18 protein-coding genes and 1 riboswitch are annotated in these 22,914 nt (G+C 49.5%); of the genes, 8 read left to right on the top strand and 10 right to left on the bottom strand.

Features of this window, described 5'->3' with window-relative positions; genetic code table 11:
- Window positions 1-67: 67 nt before the first annotated feature.
- The 3 genes from ACFQZE_RS01140 (at window position 68) to ACFQZE_RS01150 (ending at window position 4,548) form a co-directional block, all read left to right on the top strand.
- Window positions 68-2,086, top strand: coding sequence for a methyl-accepting chemotaxis protein (locus tag ACFQZE_RS01140; RefSeq protein ID WP_379352781.1), 2,019 nt, complete (start codon window positions 68-70; stop codon window positions 2,084-2,086).
- Between the two features lie 186 nt (window positions 2,087-2,272).
- Window positions 2,273-2,421: riboswitch (cyclic di-AMP (ydaO/yuaA leader) on the top strand.
- 109 nt (window positions 2,422-2,530) lie between these two features.
- Window positions 2,531-3,193 carry a potassium channel family protein gene (locus tag ACFQZE_RS01145; protein WP_379352783.1) on the top strand — a complete coding sequence of 221 codons (663 nt, stop codon included), beginning with the start codon at window positions 2,531-2,533 and terminating at the stop codon, window positions 3,191-3,193.
- Window positions 3,194-3,204: 11 nt separating this feature from the next.
- Window positions 3,205-4,548 carry a TrkH family potassium uptake protein gene (locus ACFQZE_RS01150; RefSeq protein ID WP_379352785.1) on the top strand — a complete coding sequence of 448 codons (1,344 nt, stop codon included), beginning with the start codon at window positions 3,205-3,207 and terminating at the stop codon, window positions 4,546-4,548.
- Window positions 4,549-4,568: 20 nt separating this feature from the next.
- Here ACFQZE_RS01150 and nagZ read toward each other — a convergent pair whose 3' ends face one another.
- Window positions 4,569-5,864: a beta-N-acetylhexosaminidase gene (gene nagZ, locus ACFQZE_RS01155; protein ID WP_379352787.1), complete on the bottom strand. Its 1,296-nt coding sequence runs from the start codon at window positions 5,862-5,864 to the stop codon at window positions 4,569-4,571.
- Window positions 5,865-5,984: 120 nt separating this feature from the next.
- Window positions 5,985-6,830, bottom strand: coding sequence for a UTP--glucose-1-phosphate uridylyltransferase (locus tag ACFQZE_RS01160; RefSeq protein ID WP_379352789.1), 846 nt, complete (start codon window positions 6,828-6,830; stop codon window positions 5,985-5,987).
- 205 nt (window positions 6,831-7,035) lie between these two features.
- Between ACFQZE_RS01160 and ACFQZE_RS01165 the strand changes: the two genes are divergently transcribed.
- The 3 genes from ACFQZE_RS01165 to ACFQZE_RS01175 all read left to right on the top strand — a co-directional run bounded on the left by ACFQZE_RS01165 (window position 7,036) and on the right by ACFQZE_RS01175 (window position 10,406).
- The gene (locus tag ACFQZE_RS01165; RefSeq protein WP_379352791.1) at window positions 7,036-8,319 is read left to right on the top strand and encodes a UDP-glucose dehydrogenase family protein; all 1,284 of its coding nucleotides are present in this window, start codon (window positions 7,036-7,038) and stop codon (window positions 8,317-8,319) included.
- Complete coding sequence (locus tag ACFQZE_RS01170; protein WP_379352793.1) at window positions 8,316-9,260, top strand: NAD-dependent epimerase/dehydratase family protein; 945 nt, start codon at window positions 8,316-8,318, stop codon at window positions 9,258-9,260. The genes ACFQZE_RS01165 and ACFQZE_RS01170 overlap by 4 nt, the downstream gene beginning before the upstream one ends.
- Before the next feature lie 144 nt (window positions 9,261-9,404).
- A complete protein-coding gene (locus tag ACFQZE_RS01175; protein WP_379352795.1) occupies window positions 9,405-10,406 on the top strand; it encodes a Gfo/Idh/MocA family protein in 1,002 nt (333 codons plus the stop codon).
- Between the two features lie 104 nt (window positions 10,407-10,510).
- Here ACFQZE_RS01175 and ACFQZE_RS01180 read toward each other — a convergent pair whose 3' ends face one another.
- The 3 genes from ACFQZE_RS01180 to ACFQZE_RS01190 all read right to left on the bottom strand — a co-directional run bounded on the left by ACFQZE_RS01180 (window position 10,511) and on the right by ACFQZE_RS01190 (window position 13,094).
- Window positions 10,511-11,452, bottom strand: a complete 942-nt coding sequence (locus tag ACFQZE_RS01180; protein ID WP_379352797.1) for a ribose-phosphate diphosphokinase — start codon at window positions 11,450-11,452, stop codon at window positions 10,511-10,513.
- 91 nt (window positions 11,453-11,543) lie between these two features.
- On the bottom strand, window positions 11,544-12,734 hold the full coding sequence (gene fabV, locus ACFQZE_RS01185) for an enoyl-ACP reductase FabV (RefSeq protein ID WP_379352799.1): 1,191 nt from the start codon (window positions 12,732-12,734) through the stop codon (window positions 11,544-11,546).
- A gap of 141 nt (window positions 12,735-12,875) precedes the next feature.
- Entirely contained in the window at window positions 12,876-13,094 is a 219-nt protein-coding gene (locus tag ACFQZE_RS01190) for an alpha/beta-type small acid-soluble spore protein (RefSeq protein WP_379352801.1), read from the bottom strand.
- A 201-nt stretch (window positions 13,095-13,295) separates the two neighbouring features.
- Between ACFQZE_RS01190 and ACFQZE_RS01195 the strand changes: the two genes are divergently transcribed.
- Entirely contained in the window at window positions 13,296-13,883 is a 588-nt protein-coding gene (locus ACFQZE_RS01195; RefSeq protein WP_379352803.1) for an ATP-dependent DNA ligase, read from the top strand.
- Window positions 13,884-13,941: 58 nt separating this feature from the next.
- Here the strand turns inward: ACFQZE_RS01195 and ACFQZE_RS01200 are convergent, their stop codons facing one another.
- Window positions 13,942-14,424, bottom strand: a complete 483-nt coding sequence (locus ACFQZE_RS01200) for a C40 family peptidase (RefSeq protein ID WP_379352805.1) — start codon at window positions 14,422-14,424, stop codon at window positions 13,942-13,944.
- 199 nt (window positions 14,425-14,623) lie between these two features.
- On the opposite strand from ACFQZE_RS01200, the gene ACFQZE_RS01205 reads away from it, so the two are divergent.
- A complete protein-coding gene (locus ACFQZE_RS01205; RefSeq protein ID WP_379352807.1) occupies window positions 14,624-15,406 on the top strand; it encodes an alpha/beta hydrolase in 783 nt (260 codons plus the stop codon).
- Between the two features lie 271 nt (window positions 15,407-15,677).
- Here the strand turns inward: ACFQZE_RS01205 and ACFQZE_RS01210 are convergent, their stop codons facing one another.
- From ACFQZE_RS01210 to ACFQZE_RS01225, 4 genes are all read right to left on the bottom strand, one after another.
- Window positions 15,678-17,858, bottom strand: a complete 2,181-nt coding sequence (locus tag ACFQZE_RS01210; protein WP_379352809.1) for a hypothetical protein — start codon at window positions 17,856-17,858, stop codon at window positions 15,678-15,680.
- Between the two features lie 316 nt (window positions 17,859-18,174).
- The gene (locus ACFQZE_RS01215) at window positions 18,175-19,002 is read right to left on the bottom strand and encodes an aldo/keto reductase (protein ID WP_379352811.1); all 828 of its coding nucleotides are present in this window, start codon (window positions 19,000-19,002) and stop codon (window positions 18,175-18,177) included.
- Between the two features lie 26 nt (window positions 19,003-19,028).
- Window positions 19,029-20,195: an iron-containing alcohol dehydrogenase gene (locus ACFQZE_RS01220; protein WP_379352813.1), complete on the bottom strand. Its 1,167-nt coding sequence runs from the start codon at window positions 20,193-20,195 to the stop codon at window positions 19,029-19,031.
- Between the two features lie 297 nt (window positions 20,196-20,492).
- Window positions 20,493-22,583 (bottom strand): methyl-accepting chemotaxis protein, encoded by a 2,091-nt coding sequence (locus tag ACFQZE_RS01225; protein WP_379352815.1) that lies wholly within the window; start codon window positions 22,581-22,583, stop codon window positions 20,493-20,495.
- Between the last annotated feature and the right edge of the window lie 331 nt (window positions 22,584-22,914).

A 22,914-nucleotide genomic window follows, 5' to 3' on the forward strand; every position in this document is an offset into this window, starting at 1 on the left:
GAATTCCATTCATCAGTCCGCCCCAATTGCCGAAATAATAGTTAAATTGGCGTGGGAGGATTACAGGATGGAAAACAAAAAAATAGCGGGGTTCAAAAAATGGTGGGGTTCAATCCGGACTAAATTTACGCTATTTCTTCTTTTGCTCACCGTTGTTCCGCTTTTGCTCGTCTCTACCTCATTATCCGTCATGTTTGCCGGTAATGTAGAAGATGGCGTGAAAGACAAAGAAGTGATCCTGGCCACATCCAACGCAGCCGCGATTGACGCTTTTGTCGAGGGCAAAATTGCAGCTATGGAAAGTATGCTTCTTACGTACAAGGATGTTTTCCTAGGCGGAAATCCGGAGACGATAGTGCCGCTGCTCAAATCGATGAAAGCGATGGATCCTGACGTTTATACGTTTGGCTACTCCAATGACAAGGGGCAGGCGGTAAAGGATCAAGGGCAAAAACTGGACATTTCCTCGTTTACCAATTTTGCGCGAATTAAGGAGGAAAAAACGGCAGGCGTCTCCGATATTTTACATGACGGTATGACGGGTCAAAGCACCGTTATTGTCGATGTTCCGATTTTGGACGGAAGCGGTGTGTTTAAAGGGCTTGTGCAAGCAAGCGTTAATCCCGGCAAGCTTCTGGATCAATTGAACCGTCAAAAAATTGGAGAAACGGGCTACGCATATTTGCTGTCTAAAGACGGCATTTATTTGGCTCATCCGACGAAGGAGAAAATCGGCAAGCCAATTAAGGATTATGCCAACGAGGCTAAATTAAAAAGATATACCGAAGAAGTATTGAAGCTGGAAACCGGAAGTGTGAACTATTCGGAAGCGGACGGAACTCCCAAACTAGCTGCCTATGCTGCCGTCAAACGGACGGGCTGGAGAGTGGTCGTTTCCGGCGATGCCTCCGAGCTGATGAGCGGAGTTCTGCAATCGCAGGAGACGGGAATCATCATTATCGCGGTTTGCGCTCTGATCATCGCCGTCATTTCTTATTTCTCTTCCGGATTTATTTTGCGTCCGGTTGCGGCAATGACAAAGCTGATGAAAAAAGTGGCGGATGGAGATTTGACGGATCGGCTTCCGGTAAAAGGCAGAGATGAAATGCAGCAGCTCAAACTGAACATGAACGGGATGCTGGATTCGTTCAAAGCGACGTTGTCCAAGCTGTCGGAAGCGGTGGAGCATGCTGCCGTGTCATCCGAGCAATTGACGGCGATTTCCGCCAGCAATGCCAAGTCGGCCAAGGAAACAGCGGTAGCGGCAGAGCGCGTTGCGGCGGGTTCGCGTACCCAATTCGAAGGTTCTGAGCAATCCGCCGTTGCGATGGAGGAGATGGCCATCGGCATTCAAAAAATTGCAGAATCCTCCGGCGTTGTGAGCGAGCAGTCTCAGCAGGTCCATGCTGAAGTGTCGCAAGGCGAATTGGTCGTCAGGACAGCGGTGGAACAAATTAAACAAGCGAGCGAAGCGGTAGAACAATCGGCGGCAAGAGTGCGCGAGTTAGAAGCCAAGTCGGCACAAATCGAAGGAATATTGAAATACATTGCCGAAATTGCGGCGCAAACCAATTTGCTCTCACTCAACGCTTCGATCGAAGCGGCGCGTGCAGGCGAGCAGGGCAGAGGATTTGCGGTCGTAGCGGGCGAGGTCAAAAAGCTTTCATCGCAAACGACGGCTGCTGCGGAATCCGTTGGCGCCATCCTGCAAGAAATCCAAGATTCTACGGAGCTTACATCCAGATCGATTACCGAAGGCATCAACGAAGTGGCCAAAAGCGTGGAGCAGTTCGACCAAGTTGGCGTTGTGTTCCAAACGATTCTTCGCGCGGTAGAAGGCGTTTCGGCCCAAATTCAGGAAGTGTCGGCCGCGACGGAGGAGTTGTCTGCAAGCACGGAGCAGGTTTCGGCGTCCACGAACGAAATGCTGGGCATTTCCAAACAATCGTTGCAGGAGCTCGGCAGCATTGCGGAAGCCTCGAATCAGCAACACCATTCGATGGAGGAAATCGCCTCGTCTTCGGAATCGCTTAGCCGAATGGCAACAGAGCTCCAAGAGCTGTCATCCGCTTTCAAAGTGAAATAGAATCGCTTCAAATTTATTTTCAAAACTAGCGAAAATCGTCAAAAAAATGAAAGAATCGTTGATTGGCTGACTTTGTTCTGAATGTAAGCGCTATATTATTCGGTTTTCAATCCTTTTTAGTCGAAATTTGACCGGAATCGACTTTTACAATTGAAATAGAAAGGAGTAGCATTAGCTAATAGCTGAATATACGAAACGCTCAATGTTCCGGAAGGAACAGCGGGGGAACCATAGCGGCAGCTTAGCGCGCCGCAGGGGTGAATCCATTCATTGGTAGGGAGGTCTCGACTCCCGAATCCGACAGCTAACCTCGTAAGCGTTGTTCGAGAGATAAGTGTGCCCATTTGTGTTCAATTGACCGCGGAGAGCCTTTTCTCTGCGGTTTTTTGCTGTGTCCAAATGTATTTTTACGATGATTAGAGAGAAGAAAAGGGGCTCACTGGAATGAGAAAGCAGTTTGTTGTGATTGGTCTTGGCCGATTTGGAGAAAGCGTAACAAAGACGCTTCTGTCTTTGGGGTACGAAGTAATGGGCATTGATAAGGATGAGCGAAAAGTGCAGGAATTTGCCTCCATCCTGCCGCATGTGTACCAGGCGGACTCTACGGATGACGGAGTGATGAGAGAACTCGGCATCCGCAACTTCGACCATGCCATCGTGGCAATCGGGGAAGATTTGCAATCCAGCATTTTGACCACACTAATTCTAAAGGATATAGGGGTAAAGATGGTAACGGCGAAAGCGACAAGCGATTATCATCAACGAGTGCTTGAAGGTGTCGGGGCCGATCATATCGTTCATCCCGAGCGGGATACGGGTGTCCGTGTCGCCCATCAAGTCACCTCCAAAAATATGATTGAATATTTGGAGCTGTCGCCCGAATACAGCTTGGTCGAAATTATTGCTCCCGACACCTTTGGCGGAAAGACGCTCAAAACGCTCAATTTCCGCGCCAAATTCGGCTGCAGCGTCATCGCCATTCGAAGAAAGGACAACGATTTGGTTGTGTCTCCTCACGCGGATGAGCTGATTTATGAAGGCGATATGCTTGTAATCGTAGGAAAAAACAGCGATATTACCCGCTTTGAAAGAATGTTTGAGGATTAGGGGGAATACCGATGGATTTGATAGGCTTCAAAAGAAAAACGGAACTGAATCCTCATCAATGGACAGTAATCGGATTTGCGGTCATTATTTTGATCGGCGCCATTTTGCTGGCACTGCCTTTAGCCTCGACAAGCGGCAAGTCTATCGGCTTTTTGGATGCGCTGTTTACGTCTACATCCGCGGTTTGCGTGACGGGGCTTGCCGTTGTCGATACAGGTTCTGCCTATACGGTGTTCGGCCAAGTCGTCATCATGCTTCTCATTCAAGTTGGCGGAATCGGCTTTATGACCTATGGCGTCATCATTGCATTGCTGCTTGGAAAGCGCATCGGATTAAAGCAGCGCGTGTTTATTCAGGAGTCGACAAAGGCGACCTCGATTCAAGGGCTGATCAAGCTTGTGCTTCGTATCGTCATCATTACGTTTTCAGTTGAGGCGGCAGGGGCGCTATTTTTATGGCTTAGATGGATTCCAGATTTAGGAGTTGGACAGGCCGCCTATTACGCCGCTTTCCATGCCGTTTCGGCTTTCAATAACGCGGGATTCGGCCTATGGCCGGATAATCTGGTGCGGTATGTCGGCGATCCTGTCGTCAATATCGTCATCACGATGCTGTTTGTGACAGGCGGGATCGGTTTTATTGTTATTATGGACGTGTTCAAAAAGCGCAGATGGAGCCAGTTTTCGCTGCACACTAAAATTGTATTGCTGATGACGGCTATTTTGTCGGTTGGCGGCTTTATTCTTATCTTAGTGCTGGAGTTGCTCAATCCTGCTGTATTTGGCAGTTTAAGCTGGTCCGAAAAGCTGTGGGCGGCCTATTTCCAAAACATGTCGACAAGAACGGCAGGTTTTAACTCCGTCGATATGGGAGGGCTGTTGACGGCAACCCAATTTCTAATGGTTTTTCTCATGTTTATCGGAGCTTCGTCGGGGTCTACGGGCGGGGGGATCAAAACGAATACGTTTGCGGTATTGCTGGCGGCTATGTACAGCCATATACGCGGGCGCAGCCAAGTCCAACTGTTCAAACGCAAAATTGCAAACGAAATCGTATATAGCGCTTTGTCCGTTATTTTAATCTCGCTGGGGCTTGTGCTTACCATTTCGTTTCTGCTGACGATTACGGAAGGCGGGCAAGATTTTATCGCTCTTCTGTTTGAAGCAACGTCGGCATTTGCGACGGTCGGTTTAACGCTTAACTTGACGCCGGAGCTTTCTTCGGCAGGAAAGCTGCTAATTATTTTTACTATGTTTGCAGGCAGACTGGGACCGCTTACTCTAGCGTTTGCACTTGCCAGCCGGAAGCGCGACAGCAAGATCGGATACCCGGAAGAGAAAGTGCTCATTGGTTAATCATGCGGGAAGCCAGGCCGTTATGGCCTGGCTTCTAGCGCGTTTTGTACCCTTTTGTTGATCGCATCGACATCTATTGTTTGTATAGGTTCGTCCTTCAGATTATATTTTTGCTTTAATGTTAAAATGCGATGGAGGCTCTGATCGAGCCTATCTTCGCTAATCTTTCCCGACTCTACGGCATGTCGCAGCGCATTCAACGCTTCAAGCTGAAGGTTGTCGTCATGCCCGATCAGCATGAGGTCACTTCCGGCCTGCACTGCCGCTACTACGGCTTCTCCAATCCAATAGCCGTCCAAGATGCCTCCCATAGTCAGATCATCCGTTATGACGACGCCGTCATACCCCAGTTCCTCTCTAAGCAAACCGCCAATCACCTTTTTAGAAATGGAGGAAGGAAAGTCTTTGTCCAGCTCAAGCATGAGCAAATGAGCAACCATAATGGCATCGGCCCCTTGGCTAATCGCTTCTTCAAATGGAATGAGCTCAAATGGCTTCAGCTGCGCAAGCGTTTTGTTGACAACGGGCAAGTCATAATGGGAATCGACTGACGTATCTCCATGGCCAGGAAAATGTTTCGCTACAGCGGCAACCCCTTGCGAATTAATCCCTTTCATCATTTCCATTCCGTGAAGTTTGACTGCTTGGGGTGTAGTGCCAAAGGAACGGTCTCCGATAACGGGATTGTTCGGATTGCTGTTAATATCAAGAACGGGCGCATAGTTCATGTTGAAGCCGAGTGCGCTTAGCTGGGCTCCAAGAGCTTGTCCGATCCCGTAAGTATAGCTGGCGCTGCCCATCTCTCCGACTGCGGCAGCAGTAGGAAGCTTAGCAAATTCAGGAGATAGCCTGGCGACCCGGCCGCCTTCTTGATCGACACTAAGCCACAGCGGTACGGGATTGGCATCATTTTGGGACTTTAGCTCATTTAACAAGGAAAGCGTCTGGTCGGCATTTTCAATATTGGGCTTAAATAAAATAAATCCGCCCACTTTGTACTGCTTAATCATTCCCGCAGCTTCTGCGTCCATCGTTGTTCCGTCCAGGCCAACGATAAACAGCTGCCCTATTTTTTCATCCAAAGTCATTTCATTTATTTTTGTTTTTATGGGATCATCGGTGTGAGTTTCGTTAGGCGGGCTTGCCTTGGAGCTAGGAGCGGGTGAATGCTGCCCGTTGTCCGGGCTGCTTACGATCGCAGACGGAGCAGGGGAGGCTTTATCACCGCTTTGACCGCATCCGGTCAGAATGGCGAGGGCTAGAAAAAGAAGCAAAGTTCCGATTAAAACGGTTGTTGAGGCTTGTTTTATGTACATAGATACTCTCCTCGTTTGAACCAGTTTTATTTCTCATTGTAATTGTAGCGGCGTAGGCAGGTCAAACGGCCACAAACAGGATGCAGCCGGTTTCGGCCGGCCAGAATCCTGTTCATTGTATTAACCTCTATTGTTCCCCGCTTGTTTTTTGTTTAAATCTCGTCTCCGCATTTCGTTTGCCTTTTGTTGAACTCTTAAATAATCACGCTCTAAGCTGGTGTCGTACCATTTTTCTTTAAATTCGTAGCCGATCATAGGAGAGGTAGAGCAGATCCGAACCAACGCATCCGTTAGCTGGATTTCTCCTCCGATGCCGGGAACGGTATCCTCTAGCGCGTCGAAAATGGAAGGTTGCAATATATATCTGCCCATAATCGCTAGATTGGAAGGCGGATCGGCAGCCGGTTTTTCAACAATGCCCGAAATATGGTGAACCCGGTTTGATATCCTTTGGGCAGCAACCACCCCATATTGTTTAAGCATAGATGCCGGAACTGTTTGCAACCCGAGTACGGAGGCGGAATGCAGCAGGCTGTTGCGGATTAATGGACTTAGCATCGATTTTCGGCTTAAGCTGACTTGGTCCGGAAGAAGTACGGCAAACGGATCTCCCTGCGCAAAGCTTTTCCCTTGCAAAACGGCATGTCCGAGACCTAGCGCTTCGTGCTGTCTAATATAATGAATGCGAGCTTTCGGCGGAGCTATGGCCGGGATGAGGTGTTCCTTGCCTCTGGCAGCCAGAAACCATTCAAGCTCGATGGAGCGGTCAAAATAGTTCATAATGCTAGATTTGGAGCGTGACAAAACAATCAATATTTCATGAATGCCGGCGAGCAGCGCTTCCTCCACGATATAATCAATGGTCGGCCGACCGTGAATAGGAAACATCTCTTTTGGAATCGCTTTGGTGACAGGCAAATTGCGGACGCCATATCCGGCGGCGGGTATGATTGCTTTATGAATCAATGGCATCACCTCTTATTCGGTTTCTTCATTTAGCAACAGTATATGCCTTGCGATGGAATCGAAGCCTGTCTATGCGGAAAACGGGCTTTCCGCCCGAATCACAAAAGTTTTGTAAAGAAAATGCGATAAACGCCGTCGCCCTTTCCTCTTTGGCAGCACATGATGTCGTAACGCAAAAAAAGTTGCGCAGAGAGGATGCAGCTTTATGAACATTTGTATAGTAGGCGCAGGGTATGTGGGTTTGACCACAGCGGCTGTGCTGGCTGAACTTGGGGCTACGGTCTCTTGCGTCGATCGCGATGAGGGGAAAATAGAAAGCTTGAACGGCGGCATTGTTCCGATTTACGAGCCGGGTTTGGACGAAATGATCCAGCGCAACCGCAAGCGTGGCACTTTGTATTTCCGTGCCGATGTTTCGGAGGCGATGGAAGAGTCCGAGGCCATTATGATTGCGGTAGGAACGCCATCAGCTCCGGATGGGACCGCCGACCTTATTTTTGTAAAAAGTGTGCTGCAAACGATTGCGACTGTTTTGCACACCCACAAAACGATCATTATGAAAAGCACCGTCCCGCCCGGAACGGGAGATTGGGCGGAAACCTTTTTGCTTCAACAAGGATGCCCCCCTGATCTATTTGACGTTGTATCTAACCCTGAATTTTTAAGGGAAGGCACGGCCCTTTATGACACGCTTCATCCTGACCGGATGGTAATCGGGACCAAAAGCGCCGCGGCAGCCGAACGAGTGAAGTCTCTTTATGAAGGAATAGAGACGGATATTGTGGTGACGGGAAGGGCGGAAGCGGAGTTGATCAAATACGGCTCCAATGCTTTTTTGGCAACCAAAATTTCGTTTGTAAACGAGCTGGCAAGAGTTTGCGACGCTTATGGAGCCGACATTACGAAGGTGGCTTTCGGCATCGGGCTGGATAGCCGGATCGGCGGCAAATTTCTTCAAGCGGGAATTGGCTACGGCGGTTCTTGCCTGCCCAAAGACGTAAATGCACTTATCGCAGCCGCAGCGGCAAAGGATAGACCGTTCACCTTGCTGGGAACGGTAGCGGCCGTAAACGAATCACAGCTGGACGCTTATGTCCTTAAGCTTGAGGAACATATAGGCGCGCTTGATTCAGGGAAACGAATCGCCGTATGGGGGGCGACCTTTAAAGAAAATACGGACGATATCCGCTATTCTCAAGCGTTAGCGTTAATGGAGAAGCTTGCGGCCGCAGGATGTCAAGTATCGGCGTACGACCCGCTCGTATCGCCGCCAGTGGCCGGAGTGGAGTGGGCGGCTACGATGGTGGAAGCGTTGGAGCAGGCGGATGCTTTAGTTGTCGCTACGGGATGGAAGCAGTTTGTGGAAGCCAACTGGAATGAGGTCAAAGGAGCGCTTGGAGGCGCTGTCGTCATGGACGGCCGAAACGTCTTGGATAAAGCTGCGGTCGAACGGGCTGGATTGCATTATATAGGGGTGGGGCGACCTTGAAAATATTGGTGACCGGCGCGGCCGGTTTTATTGGCTCGCATTTATGCGAGGCGCTGCTGCAAAAAGACGAGGTTTGGGTCATAGGCGTAGATGCGTTGATCAGAGAAGAGCTGAGCGTGATCGGAACAAGAAATTTGGGAAGCCTGGAGGGCCATCCCCGGTTTTCGTTCCGGCAAGACAATTTGCTTGACATCGACTGGGAGCAAGCGCTGGAAGGGGTAGACATCGTCTATCACTTGGCCGGTATTCCCGGCGTTCGCAATAGCTGGGGAGCTGACTTTCAGCATTACGAGCGGAATAATATCGCCGCTACTCAGCGGTTGCTTGAAGCGTGCAAAGGAAAACAGCTGAAAAAGTTTGTGTTCGCCTCCACCTCTTCCGTGTATGGAGAAAAAAGAGGGATGGTTTCTGAATATGCTTGGCCATCCCCGCTTTCTCCATATGGGGTGACGAAGCTGACCGGCGAGCATTTGTGCCGTGTATATTGGAAGAACGAGGGTGTGCCTATCGTCATTTTGCGCTTTTTTACCGTATATGGCCCAAGACAGCGATCGGACATGGCTTTTCACCGTTTTATTAAGCAAATCGAAGGAGGGCGGCCGCTTACCTTGTATGGCGACGGTCAGCAATCCCGAGATTTCACATACATTGCGGATTGTGCGGCTGCAACGGCCGCAGTGGCCGAAGCCGATGGAGTTATTGGGGAGACGATCAATATCGGCGGCAAAGAGCGGGCTTCTATTAAGGAAGTGATCAAACTTTTGGAAGGCATAACGGGAAAACGGGCCTACATTGTTCGAGTCGGCTCTCTCAAAGGCGAGCCTATGCATACTTGGGCTGATATAACAAAAGCGGAAAGGCTTCTTCGGTATACTCCAAAGATCGGACTCGCGGAAGGCTTAAAGCTGGAAGCGGAGCATATCAAACGCTATTTAGAATAGACATCCGCGCCATAGGACTAATTGAAATCCTTTCCCGCAGCAATGATGGGGAGGGATTTTCTTTAGTCTGGCCCTATTTTCATTTGTCGGCTGTGGGACTATAATCGCTTTAAGATGGCTAGTACATAACAAGGAGCTGCAAACATGAACGCAAACAAATTGAAGTGGGGCATTTTAGGCTGTGCGGGCATTGCGTTAAAATCGGTTATTCCCGGGGTGCAGGAGTCCGCTTGGAACGAAGTGACGGCCATTGCCAGCCGGAATAGCGAAAAAGCGGCTCACGCGGCGAAAGAACATTCGATTCCGCAATCTTATGGGAGCTATGAGGAGCTGCTGGCCGATCCTTCTATAGACGTTGTTTATATCCCTTTGCCAAATCATCTGCATTATGAATGGACGATTCGGGCTGCCGAAGCCGGCAAACATGTGTTATGCGAAAAACCTATTGCCTTGAACGCCAAAGAAGCGGCGGAGATGGAGGAGGCATGCGCCAAAGCCGGCGTCGTGTTGATGGAAGCATTTATGTACCGCTGTCATCCCCGATATGAACGGATACGAGGCATCATCGATTCAGGCGAAATCGGCGAGTTGCGCGCCATCCGCAGCTCTTTTACGTTTAATAATGCTGAGGATAAAACGAATGTCCGATGCCGCAAAGAGTGGGGAGGCGGCTCTATTTATGACGTAGGCTGTTATCCGGTTCATGCCGCGAGGCTGCTGCTTGGCAAAGAGCCGGAAGCGGTGACGGTGCAAGCCGTTTTTTCCCCGGAGCATGGAGATGTCGATATGATGGCCTCCGGCCTAATGGAGTTTGCAGGCGGCGTTTCGCTCACGTTCGATTGCGGAATGTGGGCGGCGTTCCGGAATCCGCTTGAGGTGCTTGGATCGGAAGGGATAATCGAGGTGCCTTCCGCTTACGTCACGAATGAGCCCGGCAGCGCGAACTTCTTTGTACAGGCAAGGGGAGAGCGGAGGGAGATCCAAGTTCCTCATGTCAACTCTTATACGGAACAGGCGGATAGACTTTACCGAGCTGTAGCCGGGCTAGAGCCTTTGCCTGGGGGCGCAACTGATTCGGTTTCCAATATGAAGGCGCTTGAAGCTTGTCTTCGTTCCGCAGAAGAACGGAGGCGGGTGGTCATTTAGGGCGCTCGCTCGCCCCGGCTGACAGAGCGTTTCCTCTAAAAAGAGCCCGAACGGGAGCAGAATGAATCTGCCGCGGTTCGGGCTCTTTCTGTTGATCAGAGCAACTATTCCGATTTAAACAAAGTGGCGATTGAGCCGCCCTCTGTAATAATTTTAATGGCCGTACCAAGAAGAGGCGACATAGGAAGCACAATAAACTTGTCTGGACGCTCACCGCTTAAGGCGATCGTGTCGGTAATAACCACTTCCTGAATGTTCGGATGGTTCAACCTTTCAACCGCATTTTCGGAAAATAGACCGTGCGTTGCGCAAATAAAGGCGTCTTCCGCTCCTCTTTTTTTCAAAGCTTCTACTACGTTGATGATGGTGCCGCCGGTATCGATTAAATCCTCGATAATAATCGGGGTCATTCCCTCTACTTCGCCGATGACATGGGTAATTTCAGACTGATTGTGCGCGGAGCGGTTTTTGATCATAATCGCGAATGGGCAATCGAGCAAGCCCGCAAGCTTCTCGGCCGTTGTCGCGCGCCCGGCATCGGGAGATACGACGACGGGATTTTTAATCTCTTTAGCGCGCAAATAATCGATAATCATATCCAACGCGGTTAGATGATCGACTGTAATTTTGAAAAAGCCTTGGATAGGATCGGCATGCAAATCGACCGTAACGATCCGGTCTGCGCCAACCGTCGTCAGCACATCGGCTACCATTTTGGCGGAAATAGGCTCACGCGGAGCGGACTTGCGCTCTTGGCGGGCATAACCGTAATACGGCATAATAATGTTGATCGATTTGGCGGATGCGCGTTTGGCGGCGTCAATCATGACAAGCAGCTCCACCAAATGCTCGTTGACGGGATGGGACAACGACTGTACCAGAAAGACGTCGCAATTACGCAGCGACTCCTCATAGGAAACATGGATTTCTCCGCTTTGCAGGCGGGAAATAGCCGACTTTCCAAGGGGCATGTTCAACTGCTCGCATACGTTTTTGGCAAGCGTTTCGTTGGATGAACCGGAAAAAACTTTAATTGTTGTTGGCATAATGTCCTCCATAAATGTCTCTTTACTCGTATTAACCCGGTAAAGCGCCGAAAAGGATCGTTGCCCATCCATTCCGGCGCTTCGTATTCCATTATCGCAAGTTAGGGATCGCTACGTCGGCATTGACGTCCGCTTCGTAGTCGATGCCGTCCGTTTCAAAGCCGAACAGTTGGAAAAACTCGCGGCGGTAGCCTTCCAGGTCGGAAAGTTCATATACATTTTCCGTAGTCAGCTCTTCCCATAGCTTCGTCACTGCTTCTTGAATTTCGGGGCGCATTTCCCAGTCGTCTACCCGAATGAGGCCTTTTTCGTCAAGCAGCGTTTCTCCGCCGCCATACAGTCTTTCGGAAAAAAGACGATACATTTGCTCGATGCAGCCTTCGTGAATGCCTTTTTCTTTCATCACTTTATACAGTGCCGAAATGTAAAGCGGCACAACTGGAATAGCGGAGCTGGATTGTGTCACAAGCGCTTTGTTGACAGACACGTAAGCTCGTCCGCCTTTGTCGCTGAGCTGGTTGTGCAGACGCTTTGCGGTTGCTTCCAGATCGTTTTTGGCGGCGCCAATCGTTCCTTCGCGGTATACCGCATGAGTAATTTCCGGCCCGATATAAGAGTAGGCAACCGTTGTGGCATTGTCAGCCAGTACTCCCGCCTTTTGCAACTCGTCGATCCACATTTGCCAGTCTTCGCCGCCCATAACGGCAATCGTCTGACGCAGTTCGTCTTCCGTAGCTGGCTCGATCGTTGCTTCAGTTACTTCGCCGCTGTGGAAGTTGACCGTTTTGTTCTTATACGTGCCGCCAAGCGGCTTAATAACGGAGGAGAATACTTCACCCGTCTTAGGATGGGTGCGGCGCGGGGAAGCGACGCTGTATACAACAAGATCGATCTTTCCTAGCTCAGTGGAAATAAGGTCGATTGTTTTCGCTTTAATTTCGTCGGAGAACGCATCGCCCACGATGCTGAACGATTTAACTCCGGCTGCATCAGCCGCCTTTTCAAACGCTGCTGAATTGTACCAGCCTGCTGATGCCGTACGCGCTCCTTCCGCAGCTTTGTCAAAATAGACGCCGACCGTGTTGGCGCCAGCCGCAAAAGACGATACGATGCGGGAAGCGAGGCCGTAGCCGGTGGAAGCTCCTACTACGAGCACATTGCGAGGGCCTGTAATGGCAGGCTGGCCTTTTACATAATCGATTTGCCGCTGAACTTGGCTGGCACAGCCGTCTGGATGAGAGGTTGTACAAATAAAGCCGCGCGTTTTTGGTTGGATAATCATATTTGGGATATTCCTTTCTCTTATAAAATGAAGTGGGAAGATGTTATGTAGCAAGGACAACTATATCCCATTTTACCGATTTTTGCGCACAAAAGAAAGGATAAAAGCAAAAGAGAGCGCTGCGGCGCCCTCTCTGCTGTGCTATGACCAGCGGCTTCCCGCCAGCTGCTGCTCGGCGATTTGGACTAGTCGGCGAGTAATGTAGCCGCCGATGGAGCCCATATCGCGGGTAGTCATATGGCCATAATAGCCGTCTTGCGGCAGCTGAATGCCAAGCTCCGCCGCTACTTCGTATTTCAACTGCTCCAGCGCGGCCCTTGCTTCAGGCACGAGCAGCCGTCCGTTTCGGTTGTTTGCCATTTTTGTTCCTCCTCAAATGTTTTGCGCAGCAAAACATACATCGTAAGCATTCGCTCGTTTTGCGCAGCAAAACATACTTCGAAAGTATTCGCTTGTCGCTATTATGCGTAGACGGGCATTGAATTATTCGCTAATTGCTCCTGCATTTACCGGATAAAATCGGAATCATTCCGTGCTAAGATGGGTACGGGGGGAGAGAAAATGTTTATACCGCCTATGCTACCGTCCGAGACGGTAAAGCCTTTTGACGATAATAAGTTTATATTCGAGCCGCTAATTGACGGACATCGGCTTCAGCTTTCTTTAGAGGGCGGCAAGGTTCGTTTGTTTACACGTTATGGAAACGAAGTTACTCGGAAGTACCCGGAATTACATACGGTACCGATTCGTATCCCCGGCGACCTTGTACTTGACGGTGAAGTCGCCTGCTTGAGCCCGATTACGGGAAAGCCGGATTTTGATTTGCTGCAGCAGCGGTTTCGCATGAATCATGTGCCCCAAATTCGGGATGCCAAAAAAGAAATGCCGGTCATTTATTATCCATTCGACCTGCTGCAATGGAACGGGGAAGATTGGCGAGGGCGGCCTCTATTTGAAAGAAAAGAAGTACTCCATTCCTTGCTGGAGGACAATTATTATTTTAAAAAGATGGGTTTTGTTGAACGGGAAGGAATTCATCTTTTTCATCTTGCGGAACAGCTTGGCCTAAAAGGCATTGCAGGAAAACGGAAAACGAGCCGTTACCGGGAAGGGCGCGGGGACGGTTGGTTTAAAATTGAAATCCAATAAAAAACGGGCAGCGCCGGGGAACCCTCCCGATGCTGCCCTTTTGCTAACGGGGCCATGATTACAAGACGCGGCGTGCAGTTACAAATTTGCTTTTCCAATATTTCGAGTTCATATCGCTGACTGTAACGCCTTGCGAACTGGAGCTGTGTACGATTTTGTTATTGCCGGCATAAATGGCGACATGGCTGATGGATTTTCCATTTGTATTAAAAAATACAAGGTCGCCCATGCTGAGGGAGCCTTTGTCCACTTTTTTGCCCATGCTGGCCTGACCTCCGGAAGTGCGGGGAAGCCATACTTTATAGCTTTTAAAAATATATTGGGTAAAGGACGAGCAATCAAAAGAGTTTGTATTTCCCGGTGTTGCGCCGTATTGGTAAGGTGTTCCCATAAACGATTTGCTCGTATCGATCAATTTGATGGAGGTCGGGGTAGCGGCATGAGCTTGCTCTGTCGCCGCGCCGAACGTAATCGCCGACCAAGCGATTGCGCCGCATGTTCCAATTTTAATAATGGACTTTAGCAGGTTATGTATTCTCATGATGTCAGATAATCCCTTCTCGTTGCGTTATGTTATGAATACACTATAGCACAAGAAAAAAAGGCCACTTTTTGCGAATGAGAACGAAAACCTAGCATTATGAGCCGCCAAAATGCAATTATGAGAATTACATGAAAAAAAATTAATGTTGTGCTACATTACATAGGAAAGTAAAAAAACGGGCTTCAGGAGGTCGGAAATGGCGCTTATTACTTGTCAGTTTTATTCAGAAACTTTATCCATGAGTACGGCCATGACGGTCATTCTTCCACAGCAGTCGGGAAGTCAAATCGGCATTGACGGACGAGTGGGCCTTGCACAAAAGCATAAAACGTTATATTTGCTTCACGGATTTTCGGACGATCACACCATTTGGACAAGACATACTCCTATCGAACGATATGTTGCAGAGCTCGGTATTGCGGTCGTTATGCCCAATTGCCATCATAGTTTTTACACCGATATGGAGCAGGGTGGACGCTACTGGACTTTTCTGACGGAGGAGCTGCCGGCGGTCGCCCGTTCTTTCTTTCCATTATCGGAGGCAAGGGAAGACAATTTTGTCGCAGGGCTTTCGATGGGCGGGTATGGCGCTTTCAAATGGGCGCTCTCTTATCCGGACAGATTTGCGGCGGCGGGCAGCTTTTCAGGTGCGTTGGATATCGTTTCCCATACAAAAGAATTTCAAGCTTATGAACATTTAAAGCGTGCATTTCAGCTTATTTATGGAGGCAGAAACGTCGCAGGCACAGGAGACGATTTGCTCCAGCTGCTTGCCCGCGAAGCTGGCCGGGATGAAGCGAAGCCGCTTTTGTATCAAAGCTGCGGCACGTCCGACTTCTTATATGAAGGCAATTTAACATTCCGGGAAACATGCCGCGATTTGGGACGTGAATTGACGTACGAGGAAGGACCAGGGGACCATAACTGGGCTTATTGGGATGAGCAAATTAGAGCCTTTTTAAAATGGCTGCCGCTTTAAAGCGATCGGACAATAGAAAAAGCCTTGCTTCCCCGCTTTGGACGCGGCTGGCAAGGCTTTTTTGACATATGCCACTACTTTTTTTCTCTCCACTTCGGCGATCGCCGTTTCTTTTTCTATTCAATATAGCCGGAAGGCAATCCGGCCCTTTGAGAAATTGAAGCAGGGATATGGTTATAAAGGGTAGGCCAATCATTCGAATGAGACGGCCTGCTCTTTTTGATATCGGCGTTATATAATTGCGACCGGTAGGAGCTGTTTTTTGGCCCGTCTACCGGTTCGCTTTTAAAATCAGTTCCCGGTTTTCCCATAGCAGCGATCTCAGGTTGGATTTGGACCCTTGAATAATAAAATGAGGGATTCCGTGTGCCTTTGCGATATCAATTCCTTCCCATGTAGCGCGGTGGGAGGTGGAGGAAATAAGTAAAAAGAGTGCTTGCGACCGGCGAAGATCAGCCGTTATTCGTTCAGGATGGTCTCCGCTGTCATGCGCCAATTCGGCGCCGCTTTCCATGACAACGTCTTCGAACCATTTGCGAAGTCCGCCAACGATCGTAATGACGCAGTTTTGCAAAAAGGGCTGCATCCTTGTTTTCGGCAGGGCGGCGCTCCGTTTTTCTTTGCTTCTTTTTTGCGATGCCGTATCCAATTGTGCAGGATGGACGTTTTTGTCCGCAAGCGTTTTGGCTTCGTTGCCTTGAAGCCGGTAAAGCTTCGTAATTCGCGCTATATGGCCGCCTTCAAACACATTAAAGCTGCAAGGATCGCCGTGTGACGGCTTCTGAATTTCCACATCTTTGTGATGCACTTGGTAACGCTGGGTGGAATCGTTCATATCTACGCAAAACCATAAGGGGCCGTCACCCATCTCGATATAGCCATCCAATTGCTGAACGGGGGAGAAGGCGTCGTCGCCTTGGAAAAGAAGCTGCAAGTCGTAAATAAACGGTTTACCAGGCTGCTGCTTTCCTGCGGGAGTGCACAGCAGTTCCGCCTCATGCTGAAGCTCGTGATGATGAACAAGCGACTCTGTAATGTTGAAGGTTTCGCCGTTCTCAAGCTTGATGTATCCCCCGTGATCCCGACGGTAAAAAGTTCCGTATAATGCCGGAGCCGAAGGTTCGGTGTCCAGACGTGAGGCAGCATCGGGAGCTGCGTTTGGAAGAGGGAGATCGGGCAGCTGCTTTGCCGTCTGCATGGCGTCGTAAGAAGAATCGGCATGTGCTCCGGCGTTTGAATAAGCAACAACGGGCGCTGCCCCCGGTATAAGCTCAGCGTCGTCTTGTCGGTAATGTTCCAGCGCATCAAGCAAGTCGAGCGCCTTGCGGATGCGAGCGCGAGTGACGGCAAATTCATGGCCAGACCCGGCTCTGCTTGAGCTTGCTCTTGCCAATGTCATCGTTTGGCTCATCTCGGCCACTTCCAGCTCTACGCTTTCAGTCAATTTCGATGCCATTAAATCGGTGCTGAACAGCTGATTTTTCATATCTCCGATTTCTTGCCGCAAGTTCGTTTTGTTTTTTTCCTGCATATCCAATTCCTTTTTTTGCTGCTCGGTTTTGCGCTCCAGCTGACTCACCTGGACGTTAAGCGAACGCATATGCTCCATAAAGGAGTTGCGCTCCTCAAGCCAGCTTGCCTGCTCCAGCTTCCATCTGCGCTCACGGGCTTGCCTTGCTTGTTCCGCCTGATCCGCCTTTGCATCTGATTGATCCACTTCTTCCCGCAAACGATCCAGCTCGTTCTCGAATTGTTCCAGCTCTTTCGTCTTCATTCGCAGCAGCTTGTCCTTTTGAGCGAGTTCATGTTCCAGACGCTGTCTAGCCGAGCTTTCTTTTTTGTACAGTCCCTCAATCAATTTCAATTTTTTCTCGAATTTATCGGGTTCCATTAATTCGGGCATGCTGCCGGACGGTTCGGAAGACGGGGAACGCGGCAAAGGCTCTTTGGCGTTATGGGATTTTAAGCTTTCCAAACGTTTGATCTCCTTAAGCCATAATTCATTGTTTTGCGCTTTGTCTTGATGGAAGAAAAAGGACCAGTAGTGGAGCCAATAACCGCTAGACCGGATGCGTTCATCATGCTCCTCCAATAGCGTTTCCATAGATAGTGACTCGTCGATAGGGGTTGTGAGCGTAACGAGGATGGCATACGTAAGGCGCCGTTTGATTGCCGCATCCCTTTGGGATTGCTGCAGGGCGGTGCGAAGCATTTTGACAAACAGCATGTCAGGCCATTTCCGCAACTCTCTTTTGGCAAAAGGGAATTCCAGAGCTAGCGCTATCGCCAGCTTCTCTTTGTCGGGCAGTTCTTTGGCATAGGCCATAAGCATTTCACCCGGTAGAGGCAGGGACGCCTCGCGTTCTAATAATGTACGATAGTTTTCCATCTCCTTTGTCCATTCCGGGCTGTCAATGAGACCAGCCAGACGGGCTTTTGATTTCATATTCATGGCACTCCCCCTTTGCGAAAAGACTTCTGCATATTCTTCGACAAACAAGGCCGGGATTCCTTTGTCGCATATTCTTTATCTTTTCTGAAAAAATATGGACATACACAATAGACGATGGAATGCGGTTCCGGGTCGCAAGCTTGTTTGCCAACAATAGCAAATCATTTGCAGAGTGTGAAATTTTTATGAAGTAAATAACTGGAAAATATGAATGATTATAATATATGCGGAGGTCAACTTTGCAAAAAAGGGCGACCCAAGAGCCAACAGGCTCCGGGCCGCCTTTATAGTGTTGCAACGTTTTTGAACAGGCAATTTAAAAGTTGAAGTTGTCGGGGTCCGGACCAAACCGGCGATTCTCGTTAAGCGCCGAAATTTGGGCAATTTCATCATCCGTCAGCGCAAAATCGAAAATGGCCGCATTTTCTTTAATCCGGGCAGCGTTCGTCGATTTTGGAATGGTGACGACGCCATTGTGCAAATCCCAACGAAGGACCACTTGAGCAGGAGATTTTCCGTATTTCGCTCCGATTTCGGCCAACAAGCGATTGTCCAAATTTCCTTGCATGAGCGGACTCCATGCCATTAGCTGAATGCCGTTGTCCCGGCAGAAGGAAAGCAGATCCTCCTGGGTGAGCAGAGGATGGTATTCCACTTGGTTCACCATTGGAACGATTTCGCTTGTTGCGATCAAATCTTGGAGATGGTGAATTTGAAAATTGCTTACTCCAATAGCGCGAGCTTTGCCGTCGCTGTATATTTTCTCAAGCGCGCGCCAAGTCTCTTTGTATTTCTCTTTGACAGGCCAGTGGATGAGCAGCAGGTCGACATAATCGGTTTCCAGCTTCGCAAGGCTCCCTTCGAAAGCGGCAAGCGACGATTCATAGCCTTGATCGGCATTCCAAATTTTCGTCGTAACAAAAATTTGTTCACGAGCGATGCCGCTGGCGCGAATTCCCGCGCCGACGCCCGTTTCATTTTGGTAGATGGCAGCCGTATCGATACTGCGGTAGCCTTCCTCAAGCGCTGTCCGTACCGTATTTTCCGCTTCGCCATCATTTTTAACTTGCCATACGCCAAGCCCGAACCAAGGCATATGAATTCCATTGCTAAGCACAGTGCTTTCGGTTAATGCTTTTGTCATCGTTTCTGCTCCTCTCTATTATGCATCTATAGAGACATTCGCAATATTTCGCGGACATCCTCTTTTTTCAGCTCTTTAAATGATCCGATGGCACCGTAACGTACCGCTTCTTCCGCCATCCGGTCCAGATTTTCCTCGCCAATGCCAAACTCGGCAAGTCTGGATTCTGCTCCAATCCGGTTGAAGAAATCGCGTGTCGCCTCAATGCCAGCTAGGGCAACTTCGTCGTCCGATTTGCCGGAAGGATCGATTCCCCATACGCGAACTGCGAATTGTGCGAACCGGTCGATTCTTTCTTTGTAAACATAGCGCATCCAATTGGGGTAAATGACGGCAAGTCCCGCCCCGTGCGGAATATCGTAGATGGCGCTGACTTCATGCTCGATGCCGTGAGTCGCCCAATCATTTTCCATGCCAAGACTGATTTGCCCGCCGTTCAGCGCCATCGTGCCGCACCACATTAAGTTTGCGCGGGCTGCGGCATCGTTCGGGTCGGCAAGCGCCGGCTCTACATTTTCAACGACCGTTTGCAAAATCGATTCGCAAAATCTTTCCTGCAGCGGCGTGTTTTCCGTCAGGCTGAAATATTGCTCGAAAACATGGGACATGATGTCGATCGAGCCGTAAACGGTATGGTTGCTTGGAACCGTATAAGTGAGGGACGGGTCGAGAATCGAAAATTTCGGGAACAGATGAGAGCTGCCGCTGCCTCGTTTCAGCTTCTCTTCCCAGTTGGTGACGACGGTATTGCCGTTCATCTCTGATCCCGTAGCGGCCAAAGTGAGCACCGTCCCAATGGGCAAGGCGGCCTGAATCGAGCTTTTATACGTAAAGAAATCCCAAACGTCTCCATCGTAAAGAGCGCCTGCGGCAATTGCTTTGGAGGCGTCGATGACGCTTCCGCCGCCTACGGCGAGAATAAGATCGACGCTTTTGTCGCGGCAAATCTGTATTCCTTTTTTGACGGTGGTCAGCCTTGGATTTGGCTCGATGTCCGGCAGTTCATATACGGTAATACCGGCCTCTTGCAGCTGTTTGACGGTTCGGTCATACAGACCGGTACGTTTGATGCTGCCTCCGCCATACGTAAGCAGGACGGTTTTTCCATAAGACGAAGCATGCTCGCCAATGCGGTCTGCGGCACCCACGCCAAATAGGATGCGGGTAGGATTATGAAATTGAAAAGAATTCATGTGATCGCCTCCGGCTATTTAATTCACTTTTTAGGTAATGAGACGCCTGCGTCTATCGCTTGGCGGGATCAATTTTAGGGGATAGGAAGGGCAATGTCAAGAAAGGCGGGCGGATGGAAACGTTAACTTTTTAATGACAGGAATAGGAGGGAAAAGAGGGCAATAGAAAAGGGGGCAGCGAAATGGACTTGGAAGTAAAGGGCCGGATTTTACCGACCCGGAGTATGATCGTGCTGTAAACAATGAGCAGTTGGTTTTCACGGTGCGAATAGAGTAAAGCTGCAAATGATCAAGCGGTTAAATTTTAAAGCGTGACAAATTGTCCAGCAGCTCCTGCACCATACCATCAAGCGAAGCAGCAGCTTCCGAAATTTGTTCCATGGTGGCCAGCTGTATGGCTGCGGCGCCGGCGACACGTGCCGATTCGGCGGAGGCCGTATCGGCGAGCCCGGATTGATAAATCATGGTGGCCGATATTTCCTCTGTGCTGGCCGTCATTTGCTGGGTGGCGCTCGAGACGGCTTGAAGCTGTCCGTTGACTCGCTCCATTTCGCGCAAGATGGACGTAAACAGCATGCCGCCTTCACCGACAAGCGACACGCCGACGGCGATTTCGCCGACCCCTTTTTTTAAGGCGGTTTCTACCCGTCTCGTGTCGGTTTGAATTTCTTGCAAAACGGTTGCAATCTTTGCTGTGGACGTTTTGGCAATTTCGGCAAGCTTTCTAATTTCGCTCGCCACAACGGCAAAGCCTCTTCCGTGTTCTCCGGCTCTAGAGGCTTCAATTGCGGCGTTTAGAGCAAGCAAGTTCGTTTGTACGCTAATTTGCGCAATAAGTGCGATCGCTTCTTCGATATCTTCCGATTTGACCATAAGCTGGTGCAGAGCGGTTTCGGTATTTGCAGCGGTGCGGTGGATGGAACCCATCTTTTCCACTGCTTCCTGTATCCGCTCGTTTCCTTGTCTCGTTTGGATAGCAACCTGCTCCGCTGAGGCCGTTGCATCTGCGCTTGATTCCGAGATGCTCATGACGCCGCTCGCCATTTCCTGAATGGCCTGGGATGTATCCTCGGAAGTCCGGTTTTGAGATTCCGCCCCGCTGGCGACAAGCCGGATGGACTCCGCTATTTTTTTGGATGCTTTGCTGGCCTCGGAGGAGCCCGCCGTTAGCTGCTGCGACGTTTTTCCTACGGCAACGGCAAGTTCCGATACGAGCTTGAACATCTCTCTAAGCTTAACGGACATGGAGTTATAGGCACCGCTCATTTGCCCGATTTCGTCATTGGAGCGTATTCTCAGCTGCCCTGTTAAATCGCCACCAGCCATTTGCTTCATGACGCCCATCAGCGATTGAACGGGCTTAACGATCATTTGCCGCACCATAAAATAAACGACAACGCCCAGAAGAACCATTGCAATCGCTGTCAATGCAAGAGTAGCTTGTCTGCTGCTTGCATAGTCTTCCAGAATGCGGCTTTCCTCTACCGCTGTTTGGGCATACCAAACTTGCTCCGATCCCGGCAAATTGATGGCATCAAACGTCCGCATCACCCGTTTTCCTTTGGAATTGAGCGTATAACCGTCCATTTGCTTCTCGTCGATCAGTTTTTGCCAAAGGACCAGCTTTTCCGGGTTGTCGCCAAAAGGCAGCCCGATGGAATCGGGGTCGGTCGGGTTGGACAAATACGTGCCGGATTCCGTAATTAAGGCGACGTAGCCGCCTAGTGGCTTATATTCCGCGGCCGCTTCCTGAAGGCTGTCCAGCGTCAAGAAAAAGCCGACAATGCCAAGCAATTGGCCCGAATCATCCAAAATAGGCATTACAATAGTCGACTTCATAATTTTGTTTACGCCATCGTCATAAAGCATGGGCTCCATATACTGCATTCTTAATGTTTTTTTGGCGATCAGGTAATAATCCCCTGTACCTTCTTTATCATATTGAACGAGACGGTCCCGTTTGATCATGTTTCCTTCGCGCAGCACATAGGCATTGAAGCGCCCGGTAGGGTCGCCGCTGCTCCCCGCGTATTCCGCATCCTTTTCGTCAAAGGCGTTTGGCTCCCATAGAGTGAACATGCCGTAAGCGCTTGAATTTTCCTCCAACACGCTTTCAAGCAAAAGAGTAGCGTCTTCCCGGTTCATTTTATGTCTTGCGCTAAGCAGCGTTTCGGACATCGTCGTCAAGGTTGATTCGTAGCCGTGCATAGTGCTGGAGATGAGCTCAGCATAAGCTTTCCCAGCGCTGTGGGCTTCGATTTCCGCTTTTTCTATGCTCGTTTTTTTTAAGGTGTTTAGATTGATGGTTCCATATAGGCCGAATACAATGACCAGCACTAGACTTAACATAAAAATTAACTTGACCGATAAATTTAAATTACGGTACATAGATATGGAATCCGCCTCTCTTATAGGGAACTACAGCTAATGTAACATGAAAAATAGAAGGTTAACCATATCTTTTGCGCTGTGGTTAACAATATTTTTTTAGAGCGGACGATAGGGGAGAGGAGGTTGTCTATCTTTTGCTTTACAAGACCATTTAGTCATGATAATCTATAGTCGAAATCCAAGAAAACGTTTCATTTTTATCAATAATTTCCCATAAAACCTCTATTGAAAGCGGTATTAATTTTTAGTCGCCGCATTTCTTCCTCCTCTTATTCTTTCTACCATTCCCGCATTCAGCCCACTGCTACCGTCTGTCGATTTCCTTCTT

Origin of the sequence: Paenibacillus sp. GCM10027627 (genome assembly GCF_042675505.1) — a bacterium.
Classification (GTDB): Bacteria; Bacillota; Bacilli; order Paenibacillales; family Paenibacillaceae; genus Pristimantibacillus.

Excerpts from the sequence above, each read along its gene's own strand:
- ACFQZE_RS01140 (WP_379352781.1), top strand. The coding sequence starts at position 68 with ATGGAAAACAAAAAAATAGCGGGGTTCAAAAAATGGTGGGGTTCAATC.
- ACFQZE_RS01145 (WP_379352783.1), top strand. The coding sequence starts at position 2,531 with ATGAGAAAGCAGTTTGTTGTGATTGGTCTTGGCCGATTTGGAGAAAGC.
- ACFQZE_RS01150 (WP_379352785.1), top strand. The coding sequence starts at position 3,205 with ATGGATTTGATAGGCTTCAAAAGAAAAACGGAACTGAATCCTCATCAA.
- nagZ (WP_379352787.1), bottom strand. The coding sequence starts at position 5,864 with ATGTACATAAAACAAGCCTCAACAACCGTTTTAATCGGAACTTTGCTT.
- ACFQZE_RS01165 (WP_379352791.1), top strand. The coding sequence starts at position 7,036 with ATGAACATTTGTATAGTAGGCGCAGGGTATGTGGGTTTGACCACAGCG.
- ACFQZE_RS01175 (WP_379352795.1), top strand. The coding sequence starts at position 9,405 with ATGAACGCAAACAAATTGAAGTGGGGCATTTTAGGCTGTGCGGGCATT.
- ACFQZE_RS01180 (WP_379352797.1), bottom strand. The coding sequence starts at position 11,452 with ATGCCAACAACAATTAAAGTTTTTTCCGGTTCATCCAACGAAACGCTT.
- fabV (WP_379352799.1), bottom strand. The coding sequence starts at position 12,734 with ATGATTATCCAACCAAAAACGCGCGGCTTTATTTGTACAACCTCTCAT.
- ACFQZE_RS01190 (WP_379352801.1), bottom strand. The coding sequence starts at position 13,094 with ATGGCAAACAACCGAAACGGACGGCTGCTCGTGCCTGAAGCAAGGGCC.
- ACFQZE_RS01195 (WP_379352803.1), top strand. The coding sequence starts at position 13,296 with ATGTTTATACCGCCTATGCTACCGTCCGAGACGGTAAAGCCTTTTGAC.
- ACFQZE_RS01200 (WP_379352805.1), bottom strand. The coding sequence starts at position 14,424 with ATGAGAATACATAACCTGCTAAAGTCCATTATTAAAATTGGAACATGC.
- ACFQZE_RS01205 (WP_379352807.1), top strand. The coding sequence starts at position 14,624 with ATGGCGCTTATTACTTGTCAGTTTTATTCAGAAACTTTATCCATGAGT.
- ACFQZE_RS01210 (WP_379352809.1), bottom strand. The coding sequence starts at position 17,858 with ATGAATATGAAATCAAAAGCCCGTCTGGCTGGTCTCATTGACAGCCCG.
- ACFQZE_RS01215 (WP_379352811.1), bottom strand. The coding sequence starts at position 19,002 with ATGACAAAAGCATTAACCGAAAGCACTGTGCTTAGCAATGGAATTCAT.
- ACFQZE_RS01220 (WP_379352813.1), bottom strand. The coding sequence starts at position 20,195 with ATGAATTCTTTTCAATTTCATAATCCTACCCGCATCCTATTTGGCGTG.
- ACFQZE_RS01225 (WP_379352815.1), bottom strand. The coding sequence starts at position 22,583 with ATGTACCGTAATTTAAATTTATCGGTCAAGTTAATTTTTATGTTAAGT.